Here is a 23,811-nt window from a genome sequence, read left to right on the forward strand (position 1 = left end):
TGCCCGCTTACATTGAAAACCGCGATTGATTACACTGGCAACGAGTCCATTTCAGCCACAATCCAGCGCGGTAACACCACCATGAAACGTGTCGTATTCAATCAGAAGGGCGGGGTCGGCAAGACCAGCATCACCTGTAATCTGGCAGCCATCGGCGCCAGCATGGGCTATCGTACCCTGGTCATAGACCTGGACGTGCAGGGCAATACCACGCACTACCTGGTGGGTGAAATCGACGCCGAGGCGTTCCCTGCCGAGGCCCAGGGAGTGGCGGGTCTGTTCAAGCAGACCGTGGGCTCAAGAAAGATGCAGAAGAACCCGGACTCCTTTGTCTGGGAGACGCCCTACGAGAACCTGTACCTCATGCCCTCCAGCCCGGTGCTGGCCGACATGGAGAAAGAACTGGAGTCACGCTACAAAATCTACAAGCTCCGCGATGCCCTGCAGAAGCTGGACGGCGAATACGATCGCATCTATATCGATACGCCGCCCAACTTCAACTTCTACTCCAAGTCCGCGCTGATCGCCGCTGACTCTGTATTGGTCCCCTTCGACTGTGACAGTTTTGCCCGCCAGAGCCTGTACTCTTTGATGGATAACCTCACTGAGCTGCAGGAGGACCACAACCCGGACCTGGAAGTGGAAGGTATTGTCATCAATCAGTTCAATTCCCAGGCGCGCCTCCCGGGTGAACTGGTCAGTGAGCTGGAAGAGGAGGGTTATCCGGTCTTCGGCACCTACCTCAACACCTCAGTGAAGATGAAAGAGTCCCACCGCGACCATCGTCCCTTGATCGATATGGCTCCCAGCCACAAGCTAACCGGTCAATTCCTGGCGCTGCATGCCGAGCTGGAAAAGTCGCTTTCGCGCGCTGCCGCCTGATACGGCGGACCTCGCAAGGGCGGCGCACTGCGCGCCTGCCCCCTGGCAAGGTCAGTGAGCGCTGCAGGGCCGGGGCATATCCATATGAATTTCAGTTATTTGAAAACACGTTATTGATTCTTTAAAGTTCTCGACCCTCATATATTGCTGGAAATGTTTCCTTTGCTGAACCTGGACCTGGACAGTGTTAACGCCTCACTGCGCGATGCCGGCCCCGGCGACATAGTGCGTTGGGCGCTGTCCCTGCAGGCGAAAACCATCGCCACCACCAGCATGGGCAAAAATGCTGCAGTGATGCTGCACCTGGTGAGCGAGGTAGACAAGAGCGTACCCACGATCTGGGTGGATACGGGGTACAACCTGCGCGATACCTATATCGTGGCCGAGCGCCTTATTCGCGACCTCGAACTGAATATGCATGTGTATTCGCCGCTGATGACTTCCGAACGGCGCAACGCCATTATGGGGGGCGTGCCGACTATTGATGAGGAGGAGCGCCATCAGGAGTTCACCCGTCAGGTGAAGCTGGAGCCTTTTGCCAGGGCCCTGGATACGTTCCAGCCGGATGTCTGGTTGACGGGCATTCGGCGTGAGGAAACGGAACACCGCAAGACGCTGGACATCGTCTCGCTGGATGACCGGGGTATCATCAAGGTGGCCCCGATCTTCAACTGGTCAGACGACGACGTAGAGGCCTACATGGAACAGTACGAACTACCCACATGTCGGCATTACTTCGATCCCACCAAGGTATTGGACGGTCGCGAGTGCGGCCTGCACACTGCGGCCTAGTCGGCCGGGAAATCGTTTAGACCCCCCTGGGGAAACCCCTCGAGCTAGCCCATAATCAGCCCGACACTCAGTGCGAGTAATACTGTCGCCAGAAAAAACCCACCAATTACCTTGGCAAGGCGCTTCATAATGCGCGCATCTTCCTCTGTGTCCTCTTCGAGGATGTGTTGAGTCACGTTCATGCTCCTTTTTAGAATAAGGTCCAGAAATCAAAACCCTGGATTAAACGGATACACTTCCCAGTTCTGACAGACTGCGCCTGCCGCTCCCCGTGTGCATTGACCTGGATCAAGCTGCGTTATACTGATGAAGGAGGTGGTCTGTGACGCGCACGGCTGGAGTTCGGATGGTGACGCGCTGCGCCCCGGGTGTTTCGGGGTGTATGGTTATTGCGGGCGCACTATTCCTGCTCTGTGGTTGCGCCACCGGGGGGCCTGCAGCGCTTCCCCTGTGGCAGTTGCCATCGCTGCAATATCAGGGCCGGGAAACGGGCGTGGACGAATTGGCTGCCCGTGCGCCCACCCCCCGGTTGCTGGATGTCGATGAGGCCATGCAGGCATTTGTACAGCGCTATGCAGGTGACGCTTCCTCCAGCCGTCAACGCCTGCTCAGTCTGCACCGTGCGATCAGCGGTACAGCCACGCTTGGCATAGAGTATGACCCCGCGGCGGAAGGCAGCGCCAGCCAGGCATTTCGCTCCCAACAAGCCAACTGCCTTTCCTACGCTAACCTGTTTATCGCGCTGGCCCGGGAGGCAGGCCTGGATGCGCGCTATCAGTGGGTGGATGTGCGCCCCACCTGGACACGCATGGGCGAGCGGGTGGCAGTGCGCCTGCACGTCAACGCCGTGGTACACCTGAACCGCCGGGACCGGTTTATGGTTGACCTGGATCCGTTGCCGGCGCGTGATATCACCGGTTCAATGGAGATAAGCGACACCGACGCCAGAGCCCTCTATCACAGTAACATCGCCATGGACGCATTGGCTGACGAGCGCCTTGAAGAGGCATGGCTGCACGCAATGCGGGCGCTGCAATTGAGCCCGCAAATGTCTCATTTATGGGTCAATATGGGGGTGGTCTATCGCTGGTCGGGGCAATATGACGCAGCGGAGACCGCATACTCCCAGGCGCTAGCCATTGACGACCACGAACGCTCCGCGATGAATAACCTGATGGTGCTGTATGGCCTGCAGGGCCGAGAAAAAGAGCGGGCCTATTGGGAAGCCCGCGTGGAGCGCTATCGGGACACCAACCCCTATTACCATGCCTGGCTGGGTGACCAGGCTGCCGAGGAGGGTGACTGGCGCGGTGCCCTGGTCCACTACCGGGATGCGCTGGCGCTGTCCCCGGAGGATCCTGAGCTGTTATTCGGCCTGGGGGTGATCTACCGCGAACTAGGTGAACTGAAAGCGGCTTTGCGTTATGTGGGTGAGGCCCGGGACCATGCTTCGCTGATGTCGCGGCGCAAACGTTATGAGCTTGAATACGAGCAACTCAGCCAGCGCCGTCTGGCAGCGCATTGAGGCCCGGATTCAGCGCGGCACCACGCGGATGTAGGCACGTTTGCGTTTCTTTCCAGTCAGGCCGGAGAACAGGTCGGCGAGCTTCATTTTCAGGCCGTATTTACGGTGCAGGGCGCGCAGCGCGGTGGCCTCATCCTGCGCTGTGTTCAGCAGATAGGCATCCGCCTCGAACGCTTCCCCGGTTACCTTTCCCGTGACCGTACAGGGGGCGATACGCGCGTCACTGAAGTTGCGCAGGCGTTTGACCTTGCCCGCCTCGCCAGCAGAAAATACGTAATAGGCACCATCCAACGGGGCAAACCATACCGGTGTGGCGACAAAATCCCCGGATTTCTTCAGCGTGGACAAGCTCATGTACTCTTCCGCCTCAAATTGCTTGATTTGTTGCGCATTCATGGTTGAAGCTATTCTCCCGGTTAGTGGCCAGCGCCACCTGCCATCCTGGAAAGGGTGCCGCCGGAGAACAATAACAGGCGATAGCGCAAAGGAGAACAGCCATGAGCGCACCAGGGTTTCACGCCACCACCGACGAAGTGAGTGCAGGCGTCGATCTGTCTGCCAGGCAGGTGGTCATCACCGGGGCCTCCTCCGGCCTGGGGGTGGAAACTGCCAGGGCGTTGGCAAACTGCGGCGCCGCAGTGCTGATGGTCGCACGTGATGCGCAAAAACTGGATGCCGCAGTGGCGCAGGTCAGTCAGTCCGTGCCGGGCGCCAGCATAGACACCGCCATAATCGACCTGGCCGACCTCGACAGCGTGCGCTCTGGCGCTGCCGACATCCTCAGCAAATGCCCGACCATAGACCTGCTGATCAACAACGCGGGCGTCATGGCCTGCCCGTTGCAACGCACCGCCCAGGGCTTTGAAATGCAGTTTGGTACTAACCACCTTGGCCACTTTCTGCTGACAGGCCTGCTCGCTCCCGCGCTGATAGCCGGCGCACCGTCGCGCGTGATTAACCTGAGCTCCGCCGGTCACCGCTTCGCCCCGGTGGACATGGAAGATCCCAATTACCACAACCGCCACTATGAGAAGTGGCAGTCCTATGGCCAGTCCAAAACGGCCAATGCCCTGTTTTCCGTCGGTCTGGACCAGCGCCTGCAGGGTCGCGGTGTACGCGCCTTTGCCGTGCACCCCGGCATGATCATGACCGAACTCAGCCGGCACATGGTGCCGGAGGACTTCGCGCAGATAGCACGCGGTCGCAAACCGGAGGAACTTCCCTTCAAGACCGTGGAGCAGGGGTCTGCCACCAGCGTATGGGCGGCCACCGCTCTGGAACTTGAAGGCCTTGGTGGCCTCTATCTTGAGGACTGTCATGTGGCCGAACCGGCAACGCCTGACGGCGACGGTGGCGTGGAGGCCTACGCGGTCGACCCCGTTCTGGCAGATCAACTCTGGCAGACTTCCGAAGACCTGGTAGGAGAAAAATTTGATTTCTAAGCCAAGACAAAAAAGGGCCCTCATATTGAGGCACAGCGCAATCCTCCTTTGCCTGGCAGCAGCATTGCTGGCACAGCCGCTGCGAGCTGATTCAGTTGAGCAGATCAACGCGGGTAGCCGCGAGGCCCTGGCTGCGCTGCGCGGTCATGTCCAGGGCACTGACGGGCTGCTCAAGAAGGCCGCCGGCGTGCTGGTCTTTCCCGATGTCGTCAAACTGGGCTTTGGCGTGGGAGGCGAGTTCGGCGAGGGCGTACTGCTGGTAGACGGCGAGCCAAAGGCCTATTACGCGACGTCCGGGGCACCCTTTGGTATGAAGCTCGGTCAGCAGATCAAGTCAGAGGTGATTGTGTTTCGCAGCGAGGAAGCGCTGGCAAGTTTTCGTAATACTCGCGGCTGGAAGGTGGGTGCGCACGCTAAGGTAGCCACGTTTACCGGGGCCCGCGATGCTGTTTACAAGGCGCGTGAAATTGCAGAACCGATGGTGTCGTTCATTTTTACCCGCGAGGCGATGCTTCCCGGTTTGACGCTGGATGGGGCAAAGATTACTCGACTGGCGCGCTGATCCGGGTTTCATTTCGACGCTCGACGCTCGACGCTCGACGCTCGACGCTCGACGCCTGACGCTTGAGTGGTTCCTTTCTCTGCTGCACGGTGCGGTGTGCAGGTCTGGCCCTCCCGGGACCGCAAAAGCGCCGTCCGTGGCAGCTCGGCCTCGCACATCCATGTGCTCGGACGTCCCCGTAGGGCCAGACCCGCCCACCGCGCCTCTCTCGTGCCGCCCACCGGGCATAGCCATAACGCCTGACATCGGCACCTAATCAACCCTGGAAACATGACGCCAAATCGCTATTCCGGTATCCTGCGCCGCTTGCACACCAGGAGGTTCACCATGTCAGAGTTCACCACCGTCATCGCCGCACTCAAAGGCCAGGTCGATACCGGATCGCAGGTCACCGTCAAGGGTTGGCTGCGCTCCAAGCGTGACTCCAAGGCCGGTATTTCCTTCCTCGCCGTGCACGACGGCACTGCATTCGATGCAATTCAGGCCGTGGTGCCCAACAGTCTGGCGAACTACGAATCAGAGATACTAAAACTCTCCACCGGTTGCGCCGTGGAAGTCAGCGGCGAGTTGGTGGCATCTCAGGGCAAAGGGCAGAGCGTGGAGATTCAGGCCAGCGAAGTGACTGTCGTCGGCTGGGTCGATGACGCTGAAAGTTACCCTATCGCCAAGAAGCGCCACACCTTCGAGTACCTGCGTACCCAGGCGCACTTGCGACCGCGCACCAACACCTTCGGCGCCATTACCCGCGTGCGCACGACTCTGGCCAACGCCATACACAATTACTTCCACCAGCAGGGTTTCAATTGGATCAATACCCCCATTATCACTGGTAGTGACTGTGAGGGAGCAGGTGAACTGTTCAGGGTGAGCACTCTGGACATGACCAACCTGCCGCTAGACGACAAGGGTGCTGTGGATTACAGCCAGGACTTCTTTCACGGTGAAGCCTTCCTTACCGTCTCCGGGCAACTGGAAGTGGAGTCCTATTGTCTGGCCATGAGCAAGGTCTATACATTTGGTCCCACCTTCCGTGCCGAGAACTCGCATACCAGCCGTCACCTGGCAGAATTCTGGATGGTGGAACCGGAGATCGCCTTCGCCGACCTCAATGACGATGCCGATTTAGCCGAAGACCTGCTCAAGCACGTGTTCGAGCGTGTGCTGGAGGAATGCGAGGACGACATGGCATTCTTCCAGCAACGTATCGACAAGACCGTCATCGACCGTTTGCGCACGGTTATCGACAACAGCTTCGAGCGTATGGATTACACTGACGCCATCCATATTCTCAAGAAGCACGAGAATAAATTCGAGTTCCCGGTGGAATGGGGCGTGGACCTGGCCTCCGAACATGAGCGCTTTCTCGCTGAAGAGCACGTCGGTCGCCCGGTAGTACTCATGAACTACCCCAGGGAGATCAAGGCCTTCTATATGCGTCTTAATGACGATGAAAAAACGGTGGCGGCGATGGATGTGCTGGCTCCGGGCATCGGCGAAATCATCGGAGGCAGTCAGCGCGAGGAGCGTTTGGATGTGCTTGACTCGCGCATGGATGCGCACCTGCGCGAGGAACTGTGGTGGTATCGTGACCTGCGTCGCTATGGCACGGTTCCCCACGCGGGTTTCGGGCTCGGGTTCGAGCGGCTGCTGAACTATGTCACGGGTATGGAAAACGTACGTGACGCCATTCCCTTCCCGCGAACGCCGGGTAGTGCGCACTTCTGAGTTGGCCGGCCGGTAATCAGTCTGATCCTGTTTTCTTTTTGCCAGGTTTGATGTATCTGCGAGCGGTATGATTCTCGATTGCATTGCATTGCATTGCATTGCATTGCGCCGCACCGTACACAACACGACACGACACGACACGATACGATACGGCGCGGCGCGGAGGGTGAACCGGGTCCCCGGGGGACCGCAAAAGCGCCATCCATGGCAGCTCGGCTTCGGCCATCCATGGCCTCAGACGTCCCCCGGGGACCCGGTTCACCCTCCGCACCTCTACTTTTCGTTCGTCTCTGTGTAAAGCCTGCAGTTGTAGCTGTATCAGAGGCACGTGCGCCCCGGTATCCCCGCACAAAAATGTCCGTAGCCACGGATGGCGGAGGCCAAGCAGCCACGGACGGCACGCTTTTGCGGTTTTTGTGCGGGGATACCGGGGCGCACGCGCCGGTCCTGCATGTTGCATACAACTAGTAGGAAATCCCGCGGCTATCGTGCTGACCAGGGGCCAGATGAAGCACCCGTACCGCACGAATCCTGCCCCAAATAGGTAAATTGTGTAAAAAACGAGCACGCTTTGTGAAATATTGCCTAATATTTAGTCAGGTGCTTCGATAAGGTAGAGCGTAGCCATTGAGAAGCGGAATCAAAGTCGTTTCGCAATGACGCGAAACAAGTTTTGTCCCGGCGTAATGCGGGACCGGCCGCAACAGAGGCAGGAATGGAATGAAACGCCCGCAAGTAAACATGGACGCTGGCCCCGTGAGCGAAATGGCCATAGTGGATACCTTTACCAAGCTGATATTTGGTGAGGACTACCAGTACAGTAACCGCGAGCTAATGATCATTCAGGCCTTCCGCACAGTGGACAAACGGGTGTTATTTGACTCACATCGGGATATGGGGACCTACCTGCGTGCCCTGGGTGTTGGTGAGATGATCAAGCTGGTATCGCAAGTACAGGCCCAGCTCATGGTGGACCTGCAGGCAGGTGCCGGCCGTATTGAGCCAGATAGCGCTCGCGAAAGCATCCTTAATCGCCGGGTGCACTAGACGCCCGGGATCTACTGAGCGGCTTTCTTTTCTTCCTTCGGTGGCTTAAGGCCGCAGCCTTCAACCAGTTCAAATCCTGCCTGATACCGATTCTCGCGATCCACGCCAATAAAGCGCAATTCCACTTCATCATTCAGCTGAAAGCGCCGCGTGGTGCTGGTGAGGCTGGCTGTCCATTTGTCGTAGCTGAACTTTTCCGGGTCCTTGCGCAGGTCGACAAAACCATCCAGGCCATTGTCATCCAGGCGGACATTGAAGCCGCTGCTGTTCACGTGAGCCACGCGAGCCTTGAAGGTTTTGCCCTCCTGGCGCTCGACTACACGCGCCAGGTGTTTCCCTGCCAGCCAGCGCTCAGCCTCCAGGGTGGCAGCGCGGGCAGTGCTGATGCGCTCGGCGAGTGCTTCCAGCACGGATTGCTCTAACCGCGCAGCGGGCTGTTCGCGCAGTATGGCCTTGATCTGCAGGTGCACCAGGAAGTCCAGGTACTTGCGCAGTGGCGAGGTGCAGTTAGTGTAGTGTTCCAATGCCATACCCATATGCGGGGCCGGGCTGGCGGTAATCTCCGCGCGAGTGAGCAGGCGGTTGACCATGGTCCGCAGCGGCAGAGCCTGTCCGGGCCTGGACAGCGCACGCATGATTTGCTGGTAACCCGCCACGGTTGTTACGTCTGCCTCGGCGACCTCGGGAGCGTGCATGGTGAGAAACTTGCGCATCTCGTCAAGGCGATCACTGCGGAACCCGGGGTGAGTGACGAAAGGCCCGCCGGCGTTGTTTTCGGTGAGGAAGCGTGCAGCGCAGCGGTTGGCGGCGATCATGCATTCCTCCACCAGCTTCTGCGAAAGCAGCTTCTCGAAGGGTTCGATATGGTCGATCTGTTTGTTGTCGTCCATGATCCAGCGGTATTCCTGGCGATCTTCCATCACCAGGTGGTTGGTCTCGCGATTTCCGCGCAGTGCGCGATATACCTGATACAGCGCCTCCAGTGGCGAGGCGTGCATCATCAACTCTTCATTCTGGCCGCTGAGGTACTTGTCCACCGCGTAGTAGGACAGCTTGGCGCGGGAGCGGATGGTAGCTTCTATGAATTCGTACTCGCCCACCCTGCCGTCGTCGTTGATCGCAATTTTGCAGACCAGTGCCGGGCGGTCGGCACCCTCGGAAAGGGCGCAGGTTTCCTGGGACAATTCCTCCGGCAGCATCGGCAATATGTCTCCGTGAAAATACACGGAGGTGCCGCGGGCGGCCACGTCTCGCTGCAGGTCGGAGTCAGGCGGTATATAGGATGTCGGGTCGGCAATGGCCACGAACAGTGTCCAGCCATCGTCGGAAATCTGCGCATAAAGTGCGTCGTCGATGTCCTGGGTCTTGGCCGCATCGATGGAGATAAACTCCAGGTCCGTAAGGTCCTGGCGGTACTCTGCTTCCAGTGGGCGGCATTCGGCCAGCTGCTTCTCCAGCTCTTTGCGGCTGGATGCGCCCCAGTCGGCAGACAGCCGGTACTTTGCCATCGAGTAGAGATTCTCGATGCCAGGGGTATCTTCGCCACCGATTACGCTGAGTATCTTTGCCTGTGGCTTGCCGTCACGGATGGGGTGACGCAGTATCGCACAGCGAACGTAGTCGCCTTCCTGTACGCCATTGCGGGCGTGCGGGGGGATAAACAACCAGCGGCTCAGCTGCCGCAGGTCCGGCTCTACAAACAGAGCCTTGCCCTTGCGCACGCAGCGCCCGGTGAAGTCTCCCAGCGGGCAATCGATGAGCTTTTCGATGTCGGCGATGGTCTTGTTGTCTTTCGCTGGGCGGATGCAGACCTGCACCCGGTCCTCGGGAAAGACCTTGAGCATTTCGTCCGGTGGGATAAACACTTCCCGGCCGTCGTCCAGCACGGCAAAGCCGTAACGAGCCTGGGTTCCCTTGACCACTGCCTCGGCGCGCTCCTTTTCTGCCTCCATCTGGGATTTGAGGCCTTTGAGCTGGGAGAGGGAGTCCTGATTGAGCATTGAGAGGGGTTCTTACGATTATCGATTCAAGCGCGTTATCCTAGCGGAAAACGCTCCTGCTGTCAGTGCGTTGTCACCCTTTACGCCTTTGCCTGCCACATTATGCCGACAAGCATTGACAGCTCGCGCACGGGGTGCTGATAATGGCTTAACACTGCTGATCGCAATCCGTCAGGAAGCTGAATTTGAAACAGTGCCCGACGCAGGCCAGTCAGTGACGACTGGCCACCGTGCGTCACACATCATGCAGCAACGCTGCGCAACCTTTGAGCTTCAATCGCTCAGGCCCCTTACGCGCTCACTTTCGGCCACAACTCCTCACACCGTGACAGGCAGATACCGCGCCTCGCACATTTCTCCAGCTTCGCAAAACCCGGACCGAACACAGAAGTCGGTCGCAACCAAGGACAACCCACAACCAGCTGTATCCGGCCAGCTTCGGCGTACGCGTCGTGCCCGGTCCCTCCTGTTTCAATTCCAGCAAGCCACCACTTTTGAATTACCTGTGAGGATATCTTTATGGATTCAGGCTCCGCCCTGCGCGTAAAAAAAACGACCACCCTGAAACCCGTTATCAAGAAAACGTATGTTTTGGACACTAACGTCCTGCTGCACGACCCCACCGCCGTTTCGGCGTTCAAGCATCACCGCGTGGTCATTCCCATGACCGTTCTCGAAGAGCTGGACCATATCAAGGATCGTCGCGACAAGACCGTCAGTCGTGAGGCGCGCATTGCCATCCAGATGATCGACAAGGTCGTGGATGCCGCATCGCCCCAGGAAATACAGGAGGGCGTGGAAGTGCCGGGCTCCGGACTGGAGGGTATGGCGCCGGGCACTCTGGCCATCTTCCCGGACCAGTTACTGGGCGAGAACACTGACGTGCCCTACCTGGATGGCACGCCTGACCAGGCTAATGACAACCGGATCATCAATGTCGCGCTGCGCCTGCAGGCTGAGAACCCGGAGGAGTTCATCTGCCTGGTGACCAAGGATATCAACATGCGCATCAAGGCCAAGGGCTCGGGCCTGGTGCATGTGGAAGACTACCGGCGTGACCGGGTGCTGGATGACATCAACCTGCTCGCCACCGGGTATGAGCATATCAAGGGGGATTTCTGGTCCGGCATCAGCGAGGTTGATACCCTGCGCGAGGGGGATTGCACCCTGCACCGGTTGCCGCGTAAATCCCTGCCCAGCGCCTATCCCAACCAGTTCCTGTATGACGACAATGACTTCATGGCCTTCGTCAAACGGGTGGACAGCGAGTATGTCTACCTGCGCTGCGACAGCCGTGACAACCTGATGCACAGGCGTTTCTGGGGGCTGGCCCCGCGCAATCTCGAGCAGGCCATGGCGATGTCCATGCTGGATGACGATAACGTCGATATGACGGTGCTCACCGGCCCGGCAGGCTCTGGTAAAACGCTGATGGCCCTGGCCTATGGCCTGCACGCGATTCTTGAGCTGAAAAAATACTCCAAGCTCATCGTGGCCCGTTCCACACCGCCTATCGCCGAGGAGATCGGTTTTTTGCCGGGCACAGAGGAAGAAAAAATGGCGCCGTGGCTGGCGGCATTTGACGACAATCTGGAAATACTCCACGGCACTGACGAGTCCTGCCACGGCAGTATCGACTACGTGAAAGAACGGGCGAACATCCAGTTCAAGTCGCTGAACTTCATGCGCGGACGTTCATTCAATAACGCTTACATCATCATTGACGAGAGCCAGGGGCTTACCCAGTTCCAGCTAAAGAGCGTGATCAGCCGGGTGGGCGCCGACTCCAAGATTGTGGTGTTGGGTAACCTCGCGCAGATCGACAACAAGTACATCAGTCCGCTGACATCGGGCCTGACCTACCTTGTTGAGAAGAGCAAGCAGTATCCGCACGCGGGTATCATGCACGTCAACGGTATTGTGCGCTCGCGTCTGGCGGCCTTTGCGGAAGAAAACCTGTAGGGCATACCTGTCACCAAGCGGCTCGGGGTTCCTCCCGAGCCGTTTCTCAATATTGCCAAACCCCTGGAGCGCCCGTAGCTACCGCACTCTCCTTAAATCCCGCTGCAGTGCAATCTCCAGACGCAGCACGATGCTCCACACACCCTCTCGCTCTACATCCAGGTTACGGCGGCGATAATTGAACGCCGGCTCTATTTCAGCAAAGAGAAAGTCGCGGTAGACCTGGCGACGCCACAGCACGCCCAGTCGATAATTCTTGGTCAGCACTTCCGGCTGTGTTTCGCCGTTGATGCTGGCAAAATAGGACACCGCAATGGGGCGCGAGCTTTCCGGCTTCTTGCGCTCGCGTAGCGCCAGTCGGGTGCGCCACTCAACGCCGTCAGTTTCCTCGCCCCAGCGTACGCGGTTGGCCCAGCGCAATATGCTGTCTTCGTCCAGGCCCTGGTTAATGTCGTAGTTGGCGGTGGTAAAAAAGGACTCGTCGTTATCCCATTGCAGCCGTTGTACATAGCGAAAGCTGGTCAGTTCGGTATAGCGTCCTTCACTGCGGTAGCGCACACCCGGGCGCACGTTGCCTGAAGAGTAGTTCAGCGTCACGTCGAAGCGCGACCGGGACCCCTCGCGGACTTTGTACTTCAGGCCAATGCGTTCTTCTTCCCGACGCTCCTCCTCGGTCTCGGGTTCACCGTCCTCGCCTGCAAACACCAGGTTCAGTCGACGTGAGACACTTGGCAGCTGCACCTTACCGCGCAGTCGCGCACTGAAGTCATTGCCGTCTTCCTCGTCCCATTCATTCGCAATCTCCAGGCGCAGTAGCGACTCTGCCTGCTCTGCGTCGTACTCGGGGTCACCAAAAAAGGCATCCATCCATTCGGTCAGGGCCTGGGCCTTGTTGGTGGCATAAGCGTGGCTTTCGTCAACCCAGTTAACCGGGACGTCGTTGGGATCCTCGGCCCATGGCACTTGGATCAGCTCCGCCTCGGCCTCTTCAATGGCTTCACCTTCTTCCTCGGGTAATATCGGTTCCCAGCCCAGCACCTCGTCTTCGGTGTCGATGTGCGCGTTGCTGTCGGCCGCGGCGACCGCATCGGGGGCTGATTCCGCGAGAGCGGGTCCCGCCACCAACAGCAGAAGTACAAGCCAAATCTTCACGTACATGGGGTGATTACCTTTTGGATATTTGTCGCTACACTAACGGCCATGGATAAACTTTTCATTATTTTTCAACACCTCGTACCCCAGCACCTGCTGTCTCGCTGCACAGCCTGGCTGGCCGAGCTCGAGCACCCCGCGGCCCTCAAGAACTGGGTCATCGGTCGCTTCGTGCGCCACTTCAATGTGGATATGAGCGAGGCGCTGGAACCGGACTATCGTCAGTACGCCAACTTCAACGCGTTTTTCACCCGGCCATTGCGGGCCGGCGCACGCGCTGTTGCCGATGCGGACGTTGTCTGCCCAGCCGATGGCGCTATCAGTCAACTGGGCGATATTGTCGGCGGGCGTATTTTCCAGGCCAAGGGGCAGGACTACAGCTGCGTGGAATTATTGGGTGGCGACCCGGAGTGGGCAGCACGCTTCGCGGGCGGCAAGTTCGCCACTATCTATTTGTCGCCCCGCGATTACCATCGGGTGCATATGCCCATTGCAGGCAAACTGCTGGGTACCACCTACATCCCCGGCGACCTGTTTTCTGTCAACACCGTCACCGCGGAGAACGTCGAGCGCCTGTTCGCGCGCAACGAGCGCCTGGTCAGTTATTTTGACACCGAGGCGGGACCCATGGCGATGATTCTGGTGGGTGCCATGGTAGTGGCAGGTATTGAAACAGTGTGGGGCGGGCAGGTGGCCCCACCGCCCAGTACTCCGCTGAGCCTGGACTATCGCGCTCAGCCTGAACCGGTGGCTCTCGCGGCAGGCGAGGAGATGGGGCGATTCAAGTTGGGCTCCACAGTGATTCTGCTGTTTCCTGAAGGTGCGATAGAGTGGGATTCAGGTTACGCGGCGACCACGCCCACGCGGCTGGGCGAGGCACTGGCCAGGTTCAACAACGCCGCAGAATAAGACCCCGGTCGACCTGTTTAGGCGCCTTGCGGTTCTACCCCGTCTAGGATTCCAGCGAGGCGACGATATGCCGGTAACTGGCCAGCCGGGATTCGGTGATTTCGCCAGCCTCCACCGCGGCCAGTATTGCGCAGCCCGGCTCGTGTTCGTGGCAGCAGTCACGAAACTTGCAGCGGCCCAGATGCGGGCGGAATTCACGAAAACCCTGCTCCACTTCCTCGCGCTGCATATGCCACAGGCCGAATTCGCGAATGCCCGGTGAGTCGATCAGGCTGCCGCCACAATCCAGGTGGAACAGTTGTGCGGTGGTGGTGGTGTGGGTGCCCTTGTTGGTATTTTCAGAGAGCTCACCCACCCGTAATGCCGCTTCTGGCAACAGTGCGTTAACCAGTGATGACTTGCCCACGCCGGACTGGCCGACAAATACGCTGGTGCGCTCGCGCAGGGCAGCGTGCAGCCCCTCCATGCCTTCTTCATTAATGCAGGTATACAGAATTCGGTAGCCCAGCTCGGGGTAAATAGACATCAGTGCGTCCATCTTCTCGCGCAAGTCCGGGTCGGCATCCAGCAGGTCAGTCTTGTTCACAACAATCACCGGCTCAATGCCCACCACTTCGGACGCCACCAGGTAGCGGTTGACCAGGTTGGCATGGGGCTCGGGGTAGGGCGCGATCACCACCAGGATCTGGTCTATGTTGGCCGCGACGGCCTTCAGCTTGCCGTAGGGGTCCGGCCGGCACAGCACGCTGTTGCGCTCCAGTTGTGCGACCACCACGCCGGTGGGATCTCCCTCGCACCACACCACCCGGTCCCCGGTGACCAGTCCGTCGATATTGGCGCGCATATGACAGCGCTGACTCTGGCCGGGAGCAGACTCCACCGCCACTTGTGTGCCGTAGTGAGCGATGACCAGGCCCTCCTGTTCCGGGCCCAGCTCACCCCCGCCGAGCACGTCCTCGGCGACAGCGTCGCGGCGGGCAGCCCGCCTGGCGCGTTCTTCCTGGATTTTTTCCACGCGCCAGGCTTGCTGGCGGCTGAGCTTGCGTTTCGACATGGAGCCATTATTGGGGTAGGCCTCGGGCCTGTCGAGGCAATTTGTTACACTGCCGTCCACGCAAACACCAAAGGCAGTTCACTATGCACAGTGCCAGCAACCTGGTCTGGGTTGATATGGAAATGACCGGGTTAAATCCGGACACGGATGTGGTTATTGAAATCGCCACTATCGTCACCGACAGCGACCTGCAAACCCTCGCGGAGGGTCCGGTGATCGCCATTCACCAGGAGGATGCCCGTCTTGAGGCCATGGACGAGTGGAATACCAGTCATCATACCCGTTCGGGGCTGGTGGACCGGGTCCGCGCCAGTGACTACGACGAGCGCCGTGCCGCTGCCGAGACTGTAGCCTTTCTTGAACAGTGGGTGCCCGCAGGTGCCTCACCCATGTGCGGCAACACCATCTGCCAGGACCGCCGCTTTATGGCGCGGCATATGTCTGAGCTGGAAGCGTACTTTCACTATCGCAACCTCGATGTGAGTACGCTGAAGATTCTTATGCAGCGCTGGCGGCCGGAGCTGGAGGCTGGCTTCAACAAGTCCGGCACCCACCTGGCGCTGGATGACATACGCGAGTCAATCGACGAAATGCGCTATTACCGGGAGCACTTTCTGCGCATGCAGGCGTGATGCAAGCCGCGCTGGAGCGGCATTATTCGCAACGTTCAGTTCGCCTGCAGTCGCGCCAGAGCCCAGGCCACATGCTCGCGCACCAGCTCCGAGGGGTAGTCCAGACGGCTGCGCAAGGCGGCGATCGCTTCCGCCGACGCTGGCCCATTGCCCAGCCCCACCGCGAGATTGCGCAGCCAGCGCTCGAAACCTATTCGCCGAATCGCCGAGCCCTCGGTGCGTGCAAGGTAGGTCGATTCGTCCCAGAGAAACAGCGCCACCAGGCTTGCGTCATCCAGGCCGTGGCGTGGACGAAAGTCGGTCTCATCTGTCAGCTGTGCGAACTTGTTCCAGGGGCACACTAGCTGGCAGTCGTCGCAACCAAACACGCGGTTGCCCAGCAACGGGCGCAGGGTTGGGTCGATACTGCCCTGGTGTTCAATGGTGAGATAGGAAATACAGCGCCTGGCGTCCAGCTGGAAGGGGCCGACGAAAGCGTCGGTGGGGCAGATATCCAGACAGGCGGTGCAGCTGCCACAGTGCTTGCTCGCCTGGGCCTGGGTAGGAGGTAGCGGCAGGTCAGTATAGATCTCGCCAAGAAAAAACCAGGACCCGGCACCGGAGTTGATCAGCATGGTGTTCTTGGCAATCCAGCCCAGCCCCGCCTGCTCGGCGATGGCGCGCTCCAGCACCGGCGCGCTGTCCACGAAGGCACGAAACTGGCCGCCCCCGGCCCGGTTCGCAATACGTTGCGCCAGCTGCGACAGGCGCTTGCGCATCAACTTGTGATAGTCCCGGCCCAGGGTATAGCGGGAGATATAGGCCTTTTCGGGCGAGGCCAGCACGCGCTCCGCCTGTTCATCTACCAGGTAATCCATGCGCAGCGACAGCACCCTGCAAGTGTCCGGCACCAGCTCAGCAGGGCGCGACCGCTTGCTGCCGTGGCGGGCCATGTAGTCCATGCTGCCGTGGTACCCGGCGTCCAGCCATTTTTGTAAATAGGCCTCGTGCTCGCCCAGGTCCACGTCGCTGATGCCCAGCTGTTGGAAGCCCAGCTCCTCGGCCCATTGCTGTACCTGTTGCAGCAAGGCATCTGCGTCAGGCATGGTGATTTGTGGAGCGTCTTGTGCTGGCATCTGCGTATAATTCCCCTATCGACAATCCTGCGCCTGCGGGAATCAGGTGTCCTGCAGGAGGGTTGCGTAACTTACAGCATCCCCGTTATACCGGTGATGGCGGAGTGAGAGTGAATGGACCTTGATGATTTCGAAGCATTGTACACCGCAGCACAAACCCGCGCCCTCGATAGCTGCGCTATCAATGACCACCAGATACCGGGCATTACCCTGATGTCGCGGGCGGCTGAGGCTGCCTTCGATTGCCTGATTGGCACCTGGGCGCAACCGGAGTGTGTGCAGGTGCTCTGCGGAACCGGCAACAACGGCGGCGACGGTTATCTTGTCGCTGACCTGGCCCACAAGCGCGGCATCAAAACCACGGTGCTGCAATTGGGTGACGCGGATAAAATTGGTGGCGACGCACTGCTCGCCCGTGAGCAGGCGCTGGCCAACGGCGTTGAGGTGATCCCTTTTGACGATGCTGCGGTACTGCCTATCGGTGTGGTCGTCGACGCCCTGTTGGGCACCGGGCTGGGTGGGGATGTGCGCGGTGATTACGCCGAGGCGATTGCGGAGATCAACGCCGCTGGCACGCCGGTGCTGGCCGTGGATATTCCCTCCGGGCTTTGCGCCGATACCGGCAGAGTGCTGGGTACCGCGGTGCGCGCCGATCTCACGGTAACGTTTATTGGCCTCAAGCGCGGTCTGTTTGCGCTGCAGGCGCCGGACTACACCGGGGAGCTGCAGTTCGCCGGCCTGGGTGTTCCCGCGCAGGTATACCGGCAGGTGCCGGCGGACTGCTTTCGCCTGCAACTGGAGCCCCTGCTCGATGCAATGCCGCCGCGCCCTGCCACGGCCCACAAGGGGCTGTACGGCACGGTGCTGGTGATCGGCGGTGACTATGGCATGGCCGGCGCTGCGGCGCTGGCCGCTGAGGCTGCGCTGCGCTGCGGCGCGGGCCTGGTGCGTGTTGCCACCCGTCCGCAACACGTGGCCGCGCTGGTGGCGCGTACGCCGGAAATCATGCCTGTGGGCGTGGAGTCAGGCGCCGATCTGCAGCCACTGCTGGATAGCGCCGATACGCTGGTGGTGGGTCCCGGGCTGGGTCAGTCGCCCTGGTCTGAGTACCTGTTGCAGGCCGCCCTGGCCAGTGGCAAGCCCATGGTGCTGGATGCGGACGGGCTTAACCTGCTGGCCGCGGGTAAAGTGCAGCCGCGCCCGCGGATGATAGTGACGCCACACCCCGGCGAAGCGGCGCGCCTGTTGGGCGTGTCAACTGCAGAAGTGCAGGCAGATCGCTTTGCCGCGACCAGCGCCCTGCAGCAGAAGTTGGGCGGGGTCGTTGTGCTCAAGGGAAATGGCTCGCTGATCGCCAGTGAGAAAGAGATGTTGCTCAGTGATTACGGCAACCCGGGTATGGCCAGTGGCGGCATGGGTGATGTACTCAGCGGTGTGATCGGCGCGCTGCTGGCCCAGGGTCAGGAGCCGCTTGCGGCGGCAGCATTGGGTGTCTGCCTGCACGGCGCTGCAGCGGATATCGCCGCAGAAGAGGGCATGCGCGGCCTCGTCGCCACCGACCTGATGCCCTGGCTGCGTGAGTTGCTGGGATGAGTGATGCGCAGCTTTTACTCGAGGCCCATGGTGAGGACGCCATGGTAGCCTGCGGGGTGCGGCTGGGCAGGGCGCTGCAGCCGGGTGTGGTTGTCCACCTGCAGGGTGATCTGGGTATGGGTAAAACCACCTTGAGCCGGGGGGTGATGCGTGCCTTTGGCCACCGTGGTGCGGTGAAAAGCCCGACTTATACACTGGTGGAACCCTACGAGTTTGGGGAACTAACCGTGTACCACTTCGATCTATATCGGCTGGGTGATCCGGAGGAGCTGGAATTCATGGGAATTCGTGATTATTTCTCATCCCATGCCATTTGCCTGGTGGAATGGCCCGCCAGGGGCGAAGGTATTTTGCCCCCGGCGGATTTAGTGATTAACATAGAGCGCAAGGATTCGGGGCGGCAGTTGCAACTGAGCGCCTGTACCGCGGAGGGGCTCGCGGTACTCGGGCGCCTGCGGGCGGCAGCCTGAACCAGGGGCGGGAACAAGCGTTAAGCGCAGGAGTAACATGAGCAGGGCGTGGATCGGGGCGATCCTTGGGTTGCTGGTGTCTGTCACCGTACAGGCGGCAGACGTGCACGACGTGCGCCTGTGGCGTGCGCCGGATCACACACGTGTGGTGTTTGACCTCACCGGCCCTGTTGAGCATAAGCTGTTCATGCTCAGCAACCCTGACCGTATCGTCCTGGATGTGGAAAATACCCGACTCAAATCCAGCCTCTCCAGTCTTCCCTTGACCGACACGCCGATTCGCCAGGTGCGGTCGGCGGTGCGCGAGGGCAATGACCTGCGCATTGTGCTGGATGTCAGCGCCGGCGTGGACCCGCGCAGCTTTTCGCTGAAGTCCAACGAGAAAGCCGGCGACCGCCTGGTGCTGGACCTTTACGACCAGCGGGCGACCAGTGTCCAGCCGGAGGTGAAGAAGTCGGTTACCCAGAACAACAAGCGCGATATCATCATCGCTATCGATGCCGGTCACGGCGGCGAGGACCCCGGCGCGCTGGGTCCCGGCAAGCGTCGGGAGAAAGACGTGGTAATGGCTATCTCCCGCGAGATTTACGCGCTGTTCAAGGCTGAAGCCGGCTTTGCTCCTACATTAATCCGCACCGGTGACTATTACATAAGCCTGAAGGGGCGCCGCGACCTCGCCCGCAAACACCAGGCGGACCTGTTCGTGTCGATTCATGCCGACGCCTTCAAGCGCAGGGAGGCCAATGGCGCTTCGGTATACGCGCTGTCCACCAGCGGCGCCACCAGTACCGCTGCGCGTTATCTCGCCCAGCGCGAGAACGCGGCTGACCTGGTAGGGGGTGTGCGCCTGTCAGACAAGGACGATATGCTCGCGGGCGTGCTCGCTGACCTGTCCATGACCTCCACCCTGGACGCCAGCCTGCAGGTGGGCGCCGAGGTGTTGCGTAACGTCGACAACGTCACCCGCCTGCACAAGCGCAATGTGGAGCAGGCGGGCTTCGCTGTACTCAAGTCTCCGGACATCCCCTCCATCCTGGTGGAGACCGGGTTTATCTCCAACCCTGGCGAAGCGAAGAAACTTGGCACCAGCAGCTACCAGAAGAAGATGGCCCGGGCGATTCACGCCGGAATCAAGAATTACCTGGTGGCGCATCCGCCCTCGGGCACGCTGGTTGCCTGGAAGAAGGCCCAGGGTGGTTCCGAATACACCATCGCCCGCGGTGACACGCTCTCCGGGATCGCCCAGCGCTTCAATGTCTCCATGTCGGTGCTCAAGAGCACCAATGGCCTGAGCAGTTCCAGTATTCGCGTGGGGCAGAAGCTGACGATCCCGGCGACCTAGGCCGATCTACCTTTATTGTGGTTCAGTAAGCCCTGGAGAAGGTAATCCGTACAGGGCGTTGTGGGGCGTGCACTGTCATTTCCGCGGATGACAGGAACAAGGCAGTCGTTGCGTTAATGAAAAGGTCCTGCCAACCTACGCCGGAGCGTCAGCGCCCTGTTAGCCCGCAAGGCAGTGACAACAACTCAACAGCGAAACGATAAGCGATAACTCATGTCAAAAATTCACCGCCTCTCCACGAGGTTGGCCAACCAGATTGCCGCCGGGGAGGTGGTGGAGCGCCCTGCCTCTGTGGTCAAGGAGGTGCTGGAAAATAGCCTGGACGCCGGCGCCACGCGTGTGGACGTCGAGGTGGAGTCCGGAGGCGTCAAGATGATACGCGTGCGCGACAATGGCTACGGCATAGCGCCTGACGACCTGTCCCTGGCCATGGCGCGCCATGCCACCAGCAAGATCAGTTCCCTGGAAGACCTGGAGGCGGTGGGCAGCCTGGGGTTTCGTGGTGAGGCCCTGGCCAGTATCGGCTCGGTGTCGCGGCTGACACTGACCAGCAATGCGCTGGAGCAGGGCAGCGCAGGTAGCTCCGCAGCCTGCGAGGGCCGGGATATGGACGTGGTAATCAAGCCCGCTCCGCATCCCAGGGGCACCACCGTGGAAGTGCGCGACCTGTTCTTCAATACACCGGCGCGGCGCAAGTTCCTGCGTACCGAGAAGACCGAATTCAATCACCTGGAAGAAGTGGTCAAGCGGCTGGCGCTGTCGCGTTTTGATGTGGCCTTCAGTCTGCGTCATAACAACCGCACCATCCACCAGTTGAAGGCCGCCACCGGTCAGCTGGAACAGCAGCGGCGGGTGGCCACAGTCTGCGGCCCGGCATTCATGGAGCAGGCCATTTATATCGAGAGCGACCGCGGCGGCGAGGCGGCCCACCACCTGAAGCTGTGGGGCTGGGTGGGGCTGCCCACCTTCTCCCGCAGCCAGGCAGACCTGCAGTATTTTTTCGTCAATGGCCGGGTCATCCGCGACAAGCTCATCGCCCACGCGGTCAAGCAGGCCTACCGCGACGTGCTCTACCACGGCCGCCACCCTGCCTTTGTGCTTTACCTGGAAGTGGACCCGGCGCAGGTAGATGTGAACGTGCACCCCACCAAGCATGAGGTGCGCTTTCGCGATGGTCGCAGCGTGCACAACTTTATTTTTTCTACGCTGCACCGGGCCCTGGCCGAAGTACGCCCCGGCACGCCGCAACCCGAGCCGTTGGCGGACAATATGGTGGCGCTGGGCGATGGCTCGGTGATCAATACCGAAACTGGTGAGATTCGCGAGCAGGGTGGCCTGTCCTGGGGGGCGCAGCAGGCAGAGGCGGCCAGATCCGGCGGCGCCCAGCTGCGTCCGTCAGGTCATTACACCGGTTCGTCGCCATCCGTTGTCTCCGGTGCCGCGCAAATGGCGGCATACGGGCAGTTGCATCCCGCGCTGCCAGCGCAGGGCGCGGACGAGGACGTACCGCCCCTGGGCTACGCCCTGGCGCAGCTCAAGGGCGTTTATATTCTCGCCGAGAATGCCGCCGGCCTGGTGTTGGTGGACATGCATGCCGCTCATGAGCGCATTACCTATGAGGGGCTCAAGGCCGCTCGCGACGACCAGGGTATCCGCAGCCAGCCTTTGCTGGTGCCCCAGCCGGTGGCGGTGAGCCAGCGTGAGGTGCAGGTGGCGGGCGAGCATGCGGCGCTGTTCCAGCGTCTGGGCATGACCGTGGATGCCACCGGGGAGGAGTCTCTGGTGATTCGTGAGATTCCGGTACTGTTACGCGACTCCAATGTGGAGCAATTACTGCGTGATGTGCTGGCCGACCTGATTGAATTCGGCAGCTCCGAGCGTATAGAGGCGCATATGGATGAAATCCTCTCTACCATGGCCTGCCACGGCAGCGTGCGTGCCAACCGGCGCCTGACCGTGCCCGAGATGAATGCGCTACTCAGGGATATGGAAGAGACCGAGCGCTCAGGGCAGTGCAACCATGGTCGACCCACCTGGACGCAACTGGGGCTGGACGAGCTGGACAAGCTGTTCCTGCGCGGACGTTAGTGACGACCGTTGCGCCATGAGCAATAACAGGTCGCAACTAATCTGCCTGATGGGCCCCACTGCGTCAGGTAAAACCGACCTGGCCATCGAGCTTGCCGAACACCTGGACGGTGAGCTGGTCAGTGTTGATTCCGCGCTGGTCTATCGCGGCCTGGATATAGGCAGCGCCAAACCCGATTATCCACATCACCTGGTGGATATTCGCGATCCGGGTGAGCCTTATTCCGCGGCTGAGTTTGTCGCCGATGCGACTCGCGTGGCCACGGATATCAGCGCCCGGGGCAAAACACCTATCCTGGTTGGCGGCACCATGCTCTATTTCAAGGCGTTCCTGCAAGGCCTGGCGGCGATGCCTGCAGCAGACCCGGACATCCGGCAGGCCATCGAGGCGCAGGCCAGTCAGTTCGGCTGGCCGCACATGCATCAACTGCTGGCCGAGGTAGACCCTGTCTCGGCTGCGCGAATACATCCCAATCATTCGCAACGGCTGGCCCGGGCGCTGGAGGTTTATCGATCCAGCGGGCGCAGCCTCAGTGCCTGGCATAGTGAACAATCGGCGCTGTATGACCCCTTTGAGCGCTGGGATATTCACCAGTTGGCCATTTGTCCCCTCGACCGCGCTGTATTGCACCAGCGCATTGCCCTGCGTTTTCAGCTGATGATGGCAGCCGGTTTCCTGGATGAGGTGCGTGCCCTGCACAGCCGCGGCGACCTTAGCGCCGATTTACCGGCCATTCGAGCGGTGGGGTATCGTCAGCTCTGGCAGCACCTGGAAGGTTTTCTTACGCTGGAAGAAGCGGAGGAAAAAGCGGTGGCGGCGACCCGCCAGCTGGCCAAGCGTCAGTTGACCTGGTTGCGAAAATGGCATGATCTTGCATGGATTTACACTGATAGTGAGGGTAAGTTCGAGAAATTGGTGACTCCGTCCGGGGCTGCCCCGGGCCTGGCGCAAGGCGATGTTGCACACGCGGCGCAACCGGAGCAGTCATCCATTGATGAGCCCGCCGCGTATAGACAGGGAGAAACGCATTCACTGGCTGAGGCGGCCTTGAAGTATTTGCGAATGGCCCCAATGTAGAAGGATAGAAATGCACTATACTGTGCGTCAGTGGTAACGAGGGCCCGTAATCCGCGTCGATACCGGTGGTGTGATCATCCGGACCCGGCGCAGGTAGAAGGCCAGTTTAATTTTTTTCGGCTCGTGTTGGGCCTGTCAGGAGAGAGAGCTATGTCGAAAGGGCACACGCTACAAGACCCTTATCTGAATATTTTGCGGAAGGAACGCGTTCCCGTTTCTATTTATCTGGTCAATGGTATCAAGCTACAGGGACAGATTGAGTCCTTTGACCAGTTCGTCGTGTTGCTGAAAAACACCGTCAGCCAAATGGTGTACAAGCATGCGATTTCCACTGTCGTCCCCAGCCGAGTGGTGCGCTTGCCTATGCAGCACCCACCGGAAGAGGAAGGTGACAGCTAGGAGAGCACTGGGCGGCTGCCCACGCGGCCGCAACAGTTCCCA

22 protein-coding genes are annotated in these 23,811 nt (G+C 60.1%); 16 read left to right on the forward strand and 6 right to left on the reverse strand.

What is annotated here, in order from left to right:
- Positions 1–81: 81 nt before the first annotated feature.
- Both C0039_RS12610 and C0039_RS12615 read left to right on the forward strand, forming a co-directional pair.
- Positions 82–882, forward strand: a complete 801-nt coding sequence (locus C0039_RS12610) for a ParA family protein (protein WP_101518270.1) — start codon at positions 82–84, stop codon at positions 880–882.
- A gap of 162 nt (positions 883–1,044) precedes the next feature.
- Positions 1,045–1,674, forward strand: coding sequence for a phosphoadenosine phosphosulfate reductase domain-containing protein (locus C0039_RS12615; RefSeq protein ID WP_243391610.1), 630 nt, complete (start codon positions 1,045–1,047; stop codon positions 1,672–1,674).
- Positions 1,675–1,718: 44 nt separating this feature from the next.
- Here C0039_RS12615 and C0039_RS21415 read toward each other — a convergent pair whose 3' ends face one another.
- Positions 1,719–1,850, reverse strand: coding sequence for a hypothetical protein (locus C0039_RS21415; protein WP_279304932.1), 132 nt, complete (start codon positions 1,848–1,850; stop codon positions 1,719–1,721).
- 146 nt (positions 1,851–1,996) lie between these two features.
- Between C0039_RS21415 and C0039_RS12620 the strand changes: the two genes are divergently transcribed.
- Positions 1,997–3,199 carry a transglutaminase domain-containing protein gene (locus C0039_RS12620; RefSeq protein ID WP_133125993.1) on the forward strand — a complete coding sequence of 401 codons (1,203 nt, stop codon included), beginning with the start codon at positions 1,997–1,999 and terminating at the stop codon, positions 3,197–3,199.
- 9 nt (positions 3,200–3,208) lie between these two features.
- Here C0039_RS12620 and C0039_RS12625 read toward each other — a convergent pair whose 3' ends face one another.
- Positions 3,209–3,595 (reverse strand): PPOX class F420-dependent oxidoreductase, encoded by a 387-nt coding sequence (locus C0039_RS12625; RefSeq protein WP_075999301.1) that lies wholly within the window; start codon positions 3,593–3,595, stop codon positions 3,209–3,211.
- Between the two features lie 101 nt (positions 3,596–3,696).
- Between C0039_RS12625 and C0039_RS12630 the strand changes: the two genes are divergently transcribed.
- The 4 genes from C0039_RS12630 (at position 3,697) to C0039_RS12645 (ending at position 7,975) form a co-directional block, all read left to right on the forward strand.
- Positions 3,697–4,641, forward strand: coding sequence for an SDR family NAD(P)-dependent oxidoreductase (locus C0039_RS12630; protein ID WP_101518251.1), 945 nt, complete (start codon positions 3,697–3,699; stop codon positions 4,639–4,641).
- 25 nt (positions 4,642–4,666) lie between these two features.
- Positions 4,667–5,203 (forward strand): YSC84-related protein, encoded by a 537-nt coding sequence (locus C0039_RS12635; protein ID WP_133125994.1) that lies wholly within the window; start codon positions 4,667–4,669, stop codon positions 5,201–5,203.
- A 327-nt stretch (positions 5,204–5,530) separates the two neighbouring features.
- Entirely contained in the window at positions 5,531–6,928 is a 1,398-nt protein-coding gene (asnS, locus tag C0039_RS12640) for an asparagine--tRNA ligase (RefSeq protein ID WP_075999299.1), read from the forward strand.
- A 720-nt stretch (positions 6,929–7,648) separates the two neighbouring features.
- Complete coding sequence (locus tag C0039_RS12645) at positions 7,649–7,975, forward strand: hypothetical protein (RefSeq protein WP_075999298.1); 327 nt, start codon at positions 7,649–7,651, stop codon at positions 7,973–7,975.
- Between the two features lie 11 nt (positions 7,976–7,986).
- Here C0039_RS12645 and C0039_RS12650 read toward each other — a convergent pair whose 3' ends face one another.
- Positions 7,987–9,975 (reverse strand): ribonuclease R family protein, encoded by a 1,989-nt coding sequence (locus C0039_RS12650; RefSeq protein ID WP_101518252.1) that lies wholly within the window; start codon positions 9,973–9,975, stop codon positions 7,987–7,989.
- Between the two features lie 519 nt (positions 9,976–10,494).
- Between C0039_RS12650 and C0039_RS12655 the strand changes: the two genes are divergently transcribed.
- Entirely contained in the window at positions 10,495–11,937 is a 1,443-nt protein-coding gene (locus C0039_RS12655) for a PhoH family protein (protein ID WP_101518253.1), read from the forward strand.
- 78 nt (positions 11,938–12,015) lie between these two features.
- On the opposite strand, the gene C0039_RS12660 is transcribed toward C0039_RS12655, so the two are convergent.
- Positions 12,016–13,095: a hypothetical protein gene (locus C0039_RS12660; protein WP_101518254.1), complete on the reverse strand. Its 1,080-nt coding sequence runs from the start codon at positions 13,093–13,095 to the stop codon at positions 12,016–12,018.
- Positions 13,096–13,137: 42 nt separating this feature from the next.
- On the opposite strand from C0039_RS12660, the gene asd reads away from it, so the two are divergent.
- On the forward strand, positions 13,138–13,998 hold the full coding sequence (gene asd, locus C0039_RS12665; protein WP_101518272.1) for an archaetidylserine decarboxylase: 861 nt from the start codon (positions 13,138–13,140) through the stop codon (positions 13,996–13,998).
- A gap of 43 nt (positions 13,999–14,041) precedes the next feature.
- Here asd and rsgA read toward each other — a convergent pair whose 3' ends face one another.
- Positions 14,042–15,052, reverse strand: a complete 1,011-nt coding sequence (gene rsgA, locus C0039_RS12670; RefSeq protein WP_101518273.1) for a small ribosomal subunit biogenesis GTPase RsgA — start codon at positions 15,050–15,052, stop codon at positions 14,042–14,044.
- A gap of 83 nt (positions 15,053–15,135) precedes the next feature.
- Between rsgA and orn the strand changes: the two genes are divergently transcribed.
- Complete coding sequence (gene orn, locus C0039_RS12675) at positions 15,136–15,684, forward strand: oligoribonuclease (RefSeq protein WP_101518255.1); 549 nt, start codon at positions 15,136–15,138, stop codon at positions 15,682–15,684.
- 35 nt (positions 15,685–15,719) lie between these two features.
- Here the strand turns inward: orn and queG are convergent, their stop codons facing one another.
- Positions 15,720–16,799 (reverse strand): tRNA epoxyqueuosine(34) reductase QueG, encoded by a 1,080-nt coding sequence (gene queG, locus C0039_RS12680; protein WP_075999293.1) that lies wholly within the window; start codon positions 16,797–16,799, stop codon positions 15,720–15,722.
- 114 nt (positions 16,800–16,913) lie between these two features.
- Between queG and C0039_RS12685 the strand changes: the two genes are divergently transcribed.
- From C0039_RS12685 to hfq, 6 genes are all read left to right on the forward strand, one after another.
- Entirely contained in the window at positions 16,914–18,392 is a 1,479-nt protein-coding gene (locus C0039_RS12685; RefSeq protein WP_075999292.1) for a bifunctional ADP-dependent NAD(P)H-hydrate dehydratase/NAD(P)H-hydrate epimerase, read from the forward strand.
- Positions 18,389–18,862, forward strand: coding sequence for a tRNA (adenosine(37)-N6)-threonylcarbamoyltransferase complex ATPase subunit type 1 TsaE (tsaE, locus tag C0039_RS12690; RefSeq protein WP_075999291.1), 474 nt, complete (start codon positions 18,389–18,391; stop codon positions 18,860–18,862). Before C0039_RS12685 ends, tsaE begins: the two co-directional genes overlap by 4 nt.
- A gap of 37 nt (positions 18,863–18,899) precedes the next feature.
- Complete coding sequence (locus tag C0039_RS12695; protein ID WP_075999290.1) at positions 18,900–20,204, forward strand: N-acetylmuramoyl-L-alanine amidase; 1,305 nt, start codon at positions 18,900–18,902, stop codon at positions 20,202–20,204.
- Between the two features lie 213 nt (positions 20,205–20,417).
- The gene (gene mutL, locus C0039_RS12700) at positions 20,418–22,292 is read left to right on the forward strand and encodes a DNA mismatch repair endonuclease MutL (protein ID WP_075999289.1); all 1,875 of its coding nucleotides are present in this window, start codon (positions 20,418–20,420) and stop codon (positions 22,290–22,292) included.
- A 16-nt stretch (positions 22,293–22,308) separates the two neighbouring features.
- Positions 22,309–23,370, forward strand: a complete 1,062-nt coding sequence (gene miaA, locus C0039_RS12705) for a tRNA (adenosine(37)-N6)-dimethylallyltransferase MiaA (RefSeq protein WP_075999288.1) — start codon at positions 22,309–22,311, stop codon at positions 23,368–23,370.
- A 150-nt stretch (positions 23,371–23,520) separates the two neighbouring features.
- Positions 23,521–23,769, forward strand: a complete 249-nt coding sequence (gene hfq / locus C0039_RS12710) for an RNA chaperone Hfq (protein WP_075999287.1) — start codon at positions 23,521–23,523, stop codon at positions 23,767–23,769.
- The last annotated feature ends 42 nt before the right edge of the window (positions 23,770–23,811 follow it).

The organism is Pseudohalioglobus lutimaris (assembly GCF_002866825.1).
Classification (GTDB): Bacteria; Pseudomonadota; Gammaproteobacteria; order Pseudomonadales; family Halieaceae; genus Halioglobus; species Halioglobus lutimaris.

Bases quoted from the DNA above. Each gene is read 5' to 3' on its own strand.
- C0039_RS12610 (WP_101518270.1), top strand. From the start codon at position 82: ATGAAACGTGTCGTATTCAATCAGAAGGGCGGGGTCGGCAAGACCAGC.
- C0039_RS12625 (WP_075999301.1), bottom strand. From the start codon at position 3,595: ATGAATGCGCAACAAATCAAGCAATTTGAGGCGGAAGAGTACATGAGC.
- C0039_RS12630 (WP_101518251.1), top strand. From the start codon at position 3,697: ATGAGCGCACCAGGGTTTCACGCCACCACCGACGAAGTGAGTGCAGGC.
- asnS (WP_075999299.1), top strand. From the start codon at position 5,531: ATGTCAGAGTTCACCACCGTCATCGCCGCACTCAAAGGCCAGGTCGAT.
- C0039_RS12645 (WP_075999298.1), top strand. From the start codon at position 7,649: ATGAAACGCCCGCAAGTAAACATGGACGCTGGCCCCGTGAGCGAAATG.
- C0039_RS12650 (WP_101518252.1), bottom strand. From the start codon at position 9,975: ATGCTCAATCAGGACTCCCTCTCCCAGCTCAAAGGCCTCAAATCCCAG.
- C0039_RS12655 (WP_101518253.1), top strand. From the start codon at position 10,495: ATGGATTCAGGCTCCGCCCTGCGCGTAAAAAAAACGACCACCCTGAAA.
- C0039_RS12660 (WP_101518254.1), bottom strand. From the start codon at position 13,095: ATGTACGTGAAGATTTGGCTTGTACTTCTGCTGTTGGTGGCGGGACCC.
- asd (WP_101518272.1), top strand. From the start codon at position 13,138: ATGGATAAACTTTTCATTATTTTTCAACACCTCGTACCCCAGCACCTG.
- rsgA (WP_101518273.1), bottom strand. From the start codon at position 15,052: ATGTCGAAACGCAAGCTCAGCCGCCAGCAAGCCTGGCGCGTGGAAAAA.
- orn (WP_101518255.1), top strand. From the start codon at position 15,136: ATGCACAGTGCCAGCAACCTGGTCTGGGTTGATATGGAAATGACCGGG.
- queG (WP_075999293.1), bottom strand. From the start codon at position 16,799: ATGCCAGCACAAGACGCTCCACAAATCACCATGCCTGACGCAGATGCC.
- C0039_RS12685 (WP_075999292.1), top strand. From the start codon at position 16,914: ATGGACCTTGATGATTTCGAAGCATTGTACACCGCAGCACAAACCCGC.
- tsaE (WP_075999291.1), top strand. From the start codon at position 18,389: ATGAGTGATGCGCAGCTTTTACTCGAGGCCCATGGTGAGGACGCCATG.
- C0039_RS12695 (WP_075999290.1), top strand. From the start codon at position 18,900: ATGAGCAGGGCGTGGATCGGGGCGATCCTTGGGTTGCTGGTGTCTGTC.
- mutL (WP_075999289.1), top strand. From the start codon at position 20,418: ATGTCAAAAATTCACCGCCTCTCCACGAGGTTGGCCAACCAGATTGCC.
- miaA (WP_075999288.1), top strand. From the start codon at position 22,309: ATGAGCAATAACAGGTCGCAACTAATCTGCCTGATGGGCCCCACTGCG.
- hfq (WP_075999287.1), top strand. From the start codon at position 23,521: ATGTCGAAAGGGCACACGCTACAAGACCCTTATCTGAATATTTTGCGG.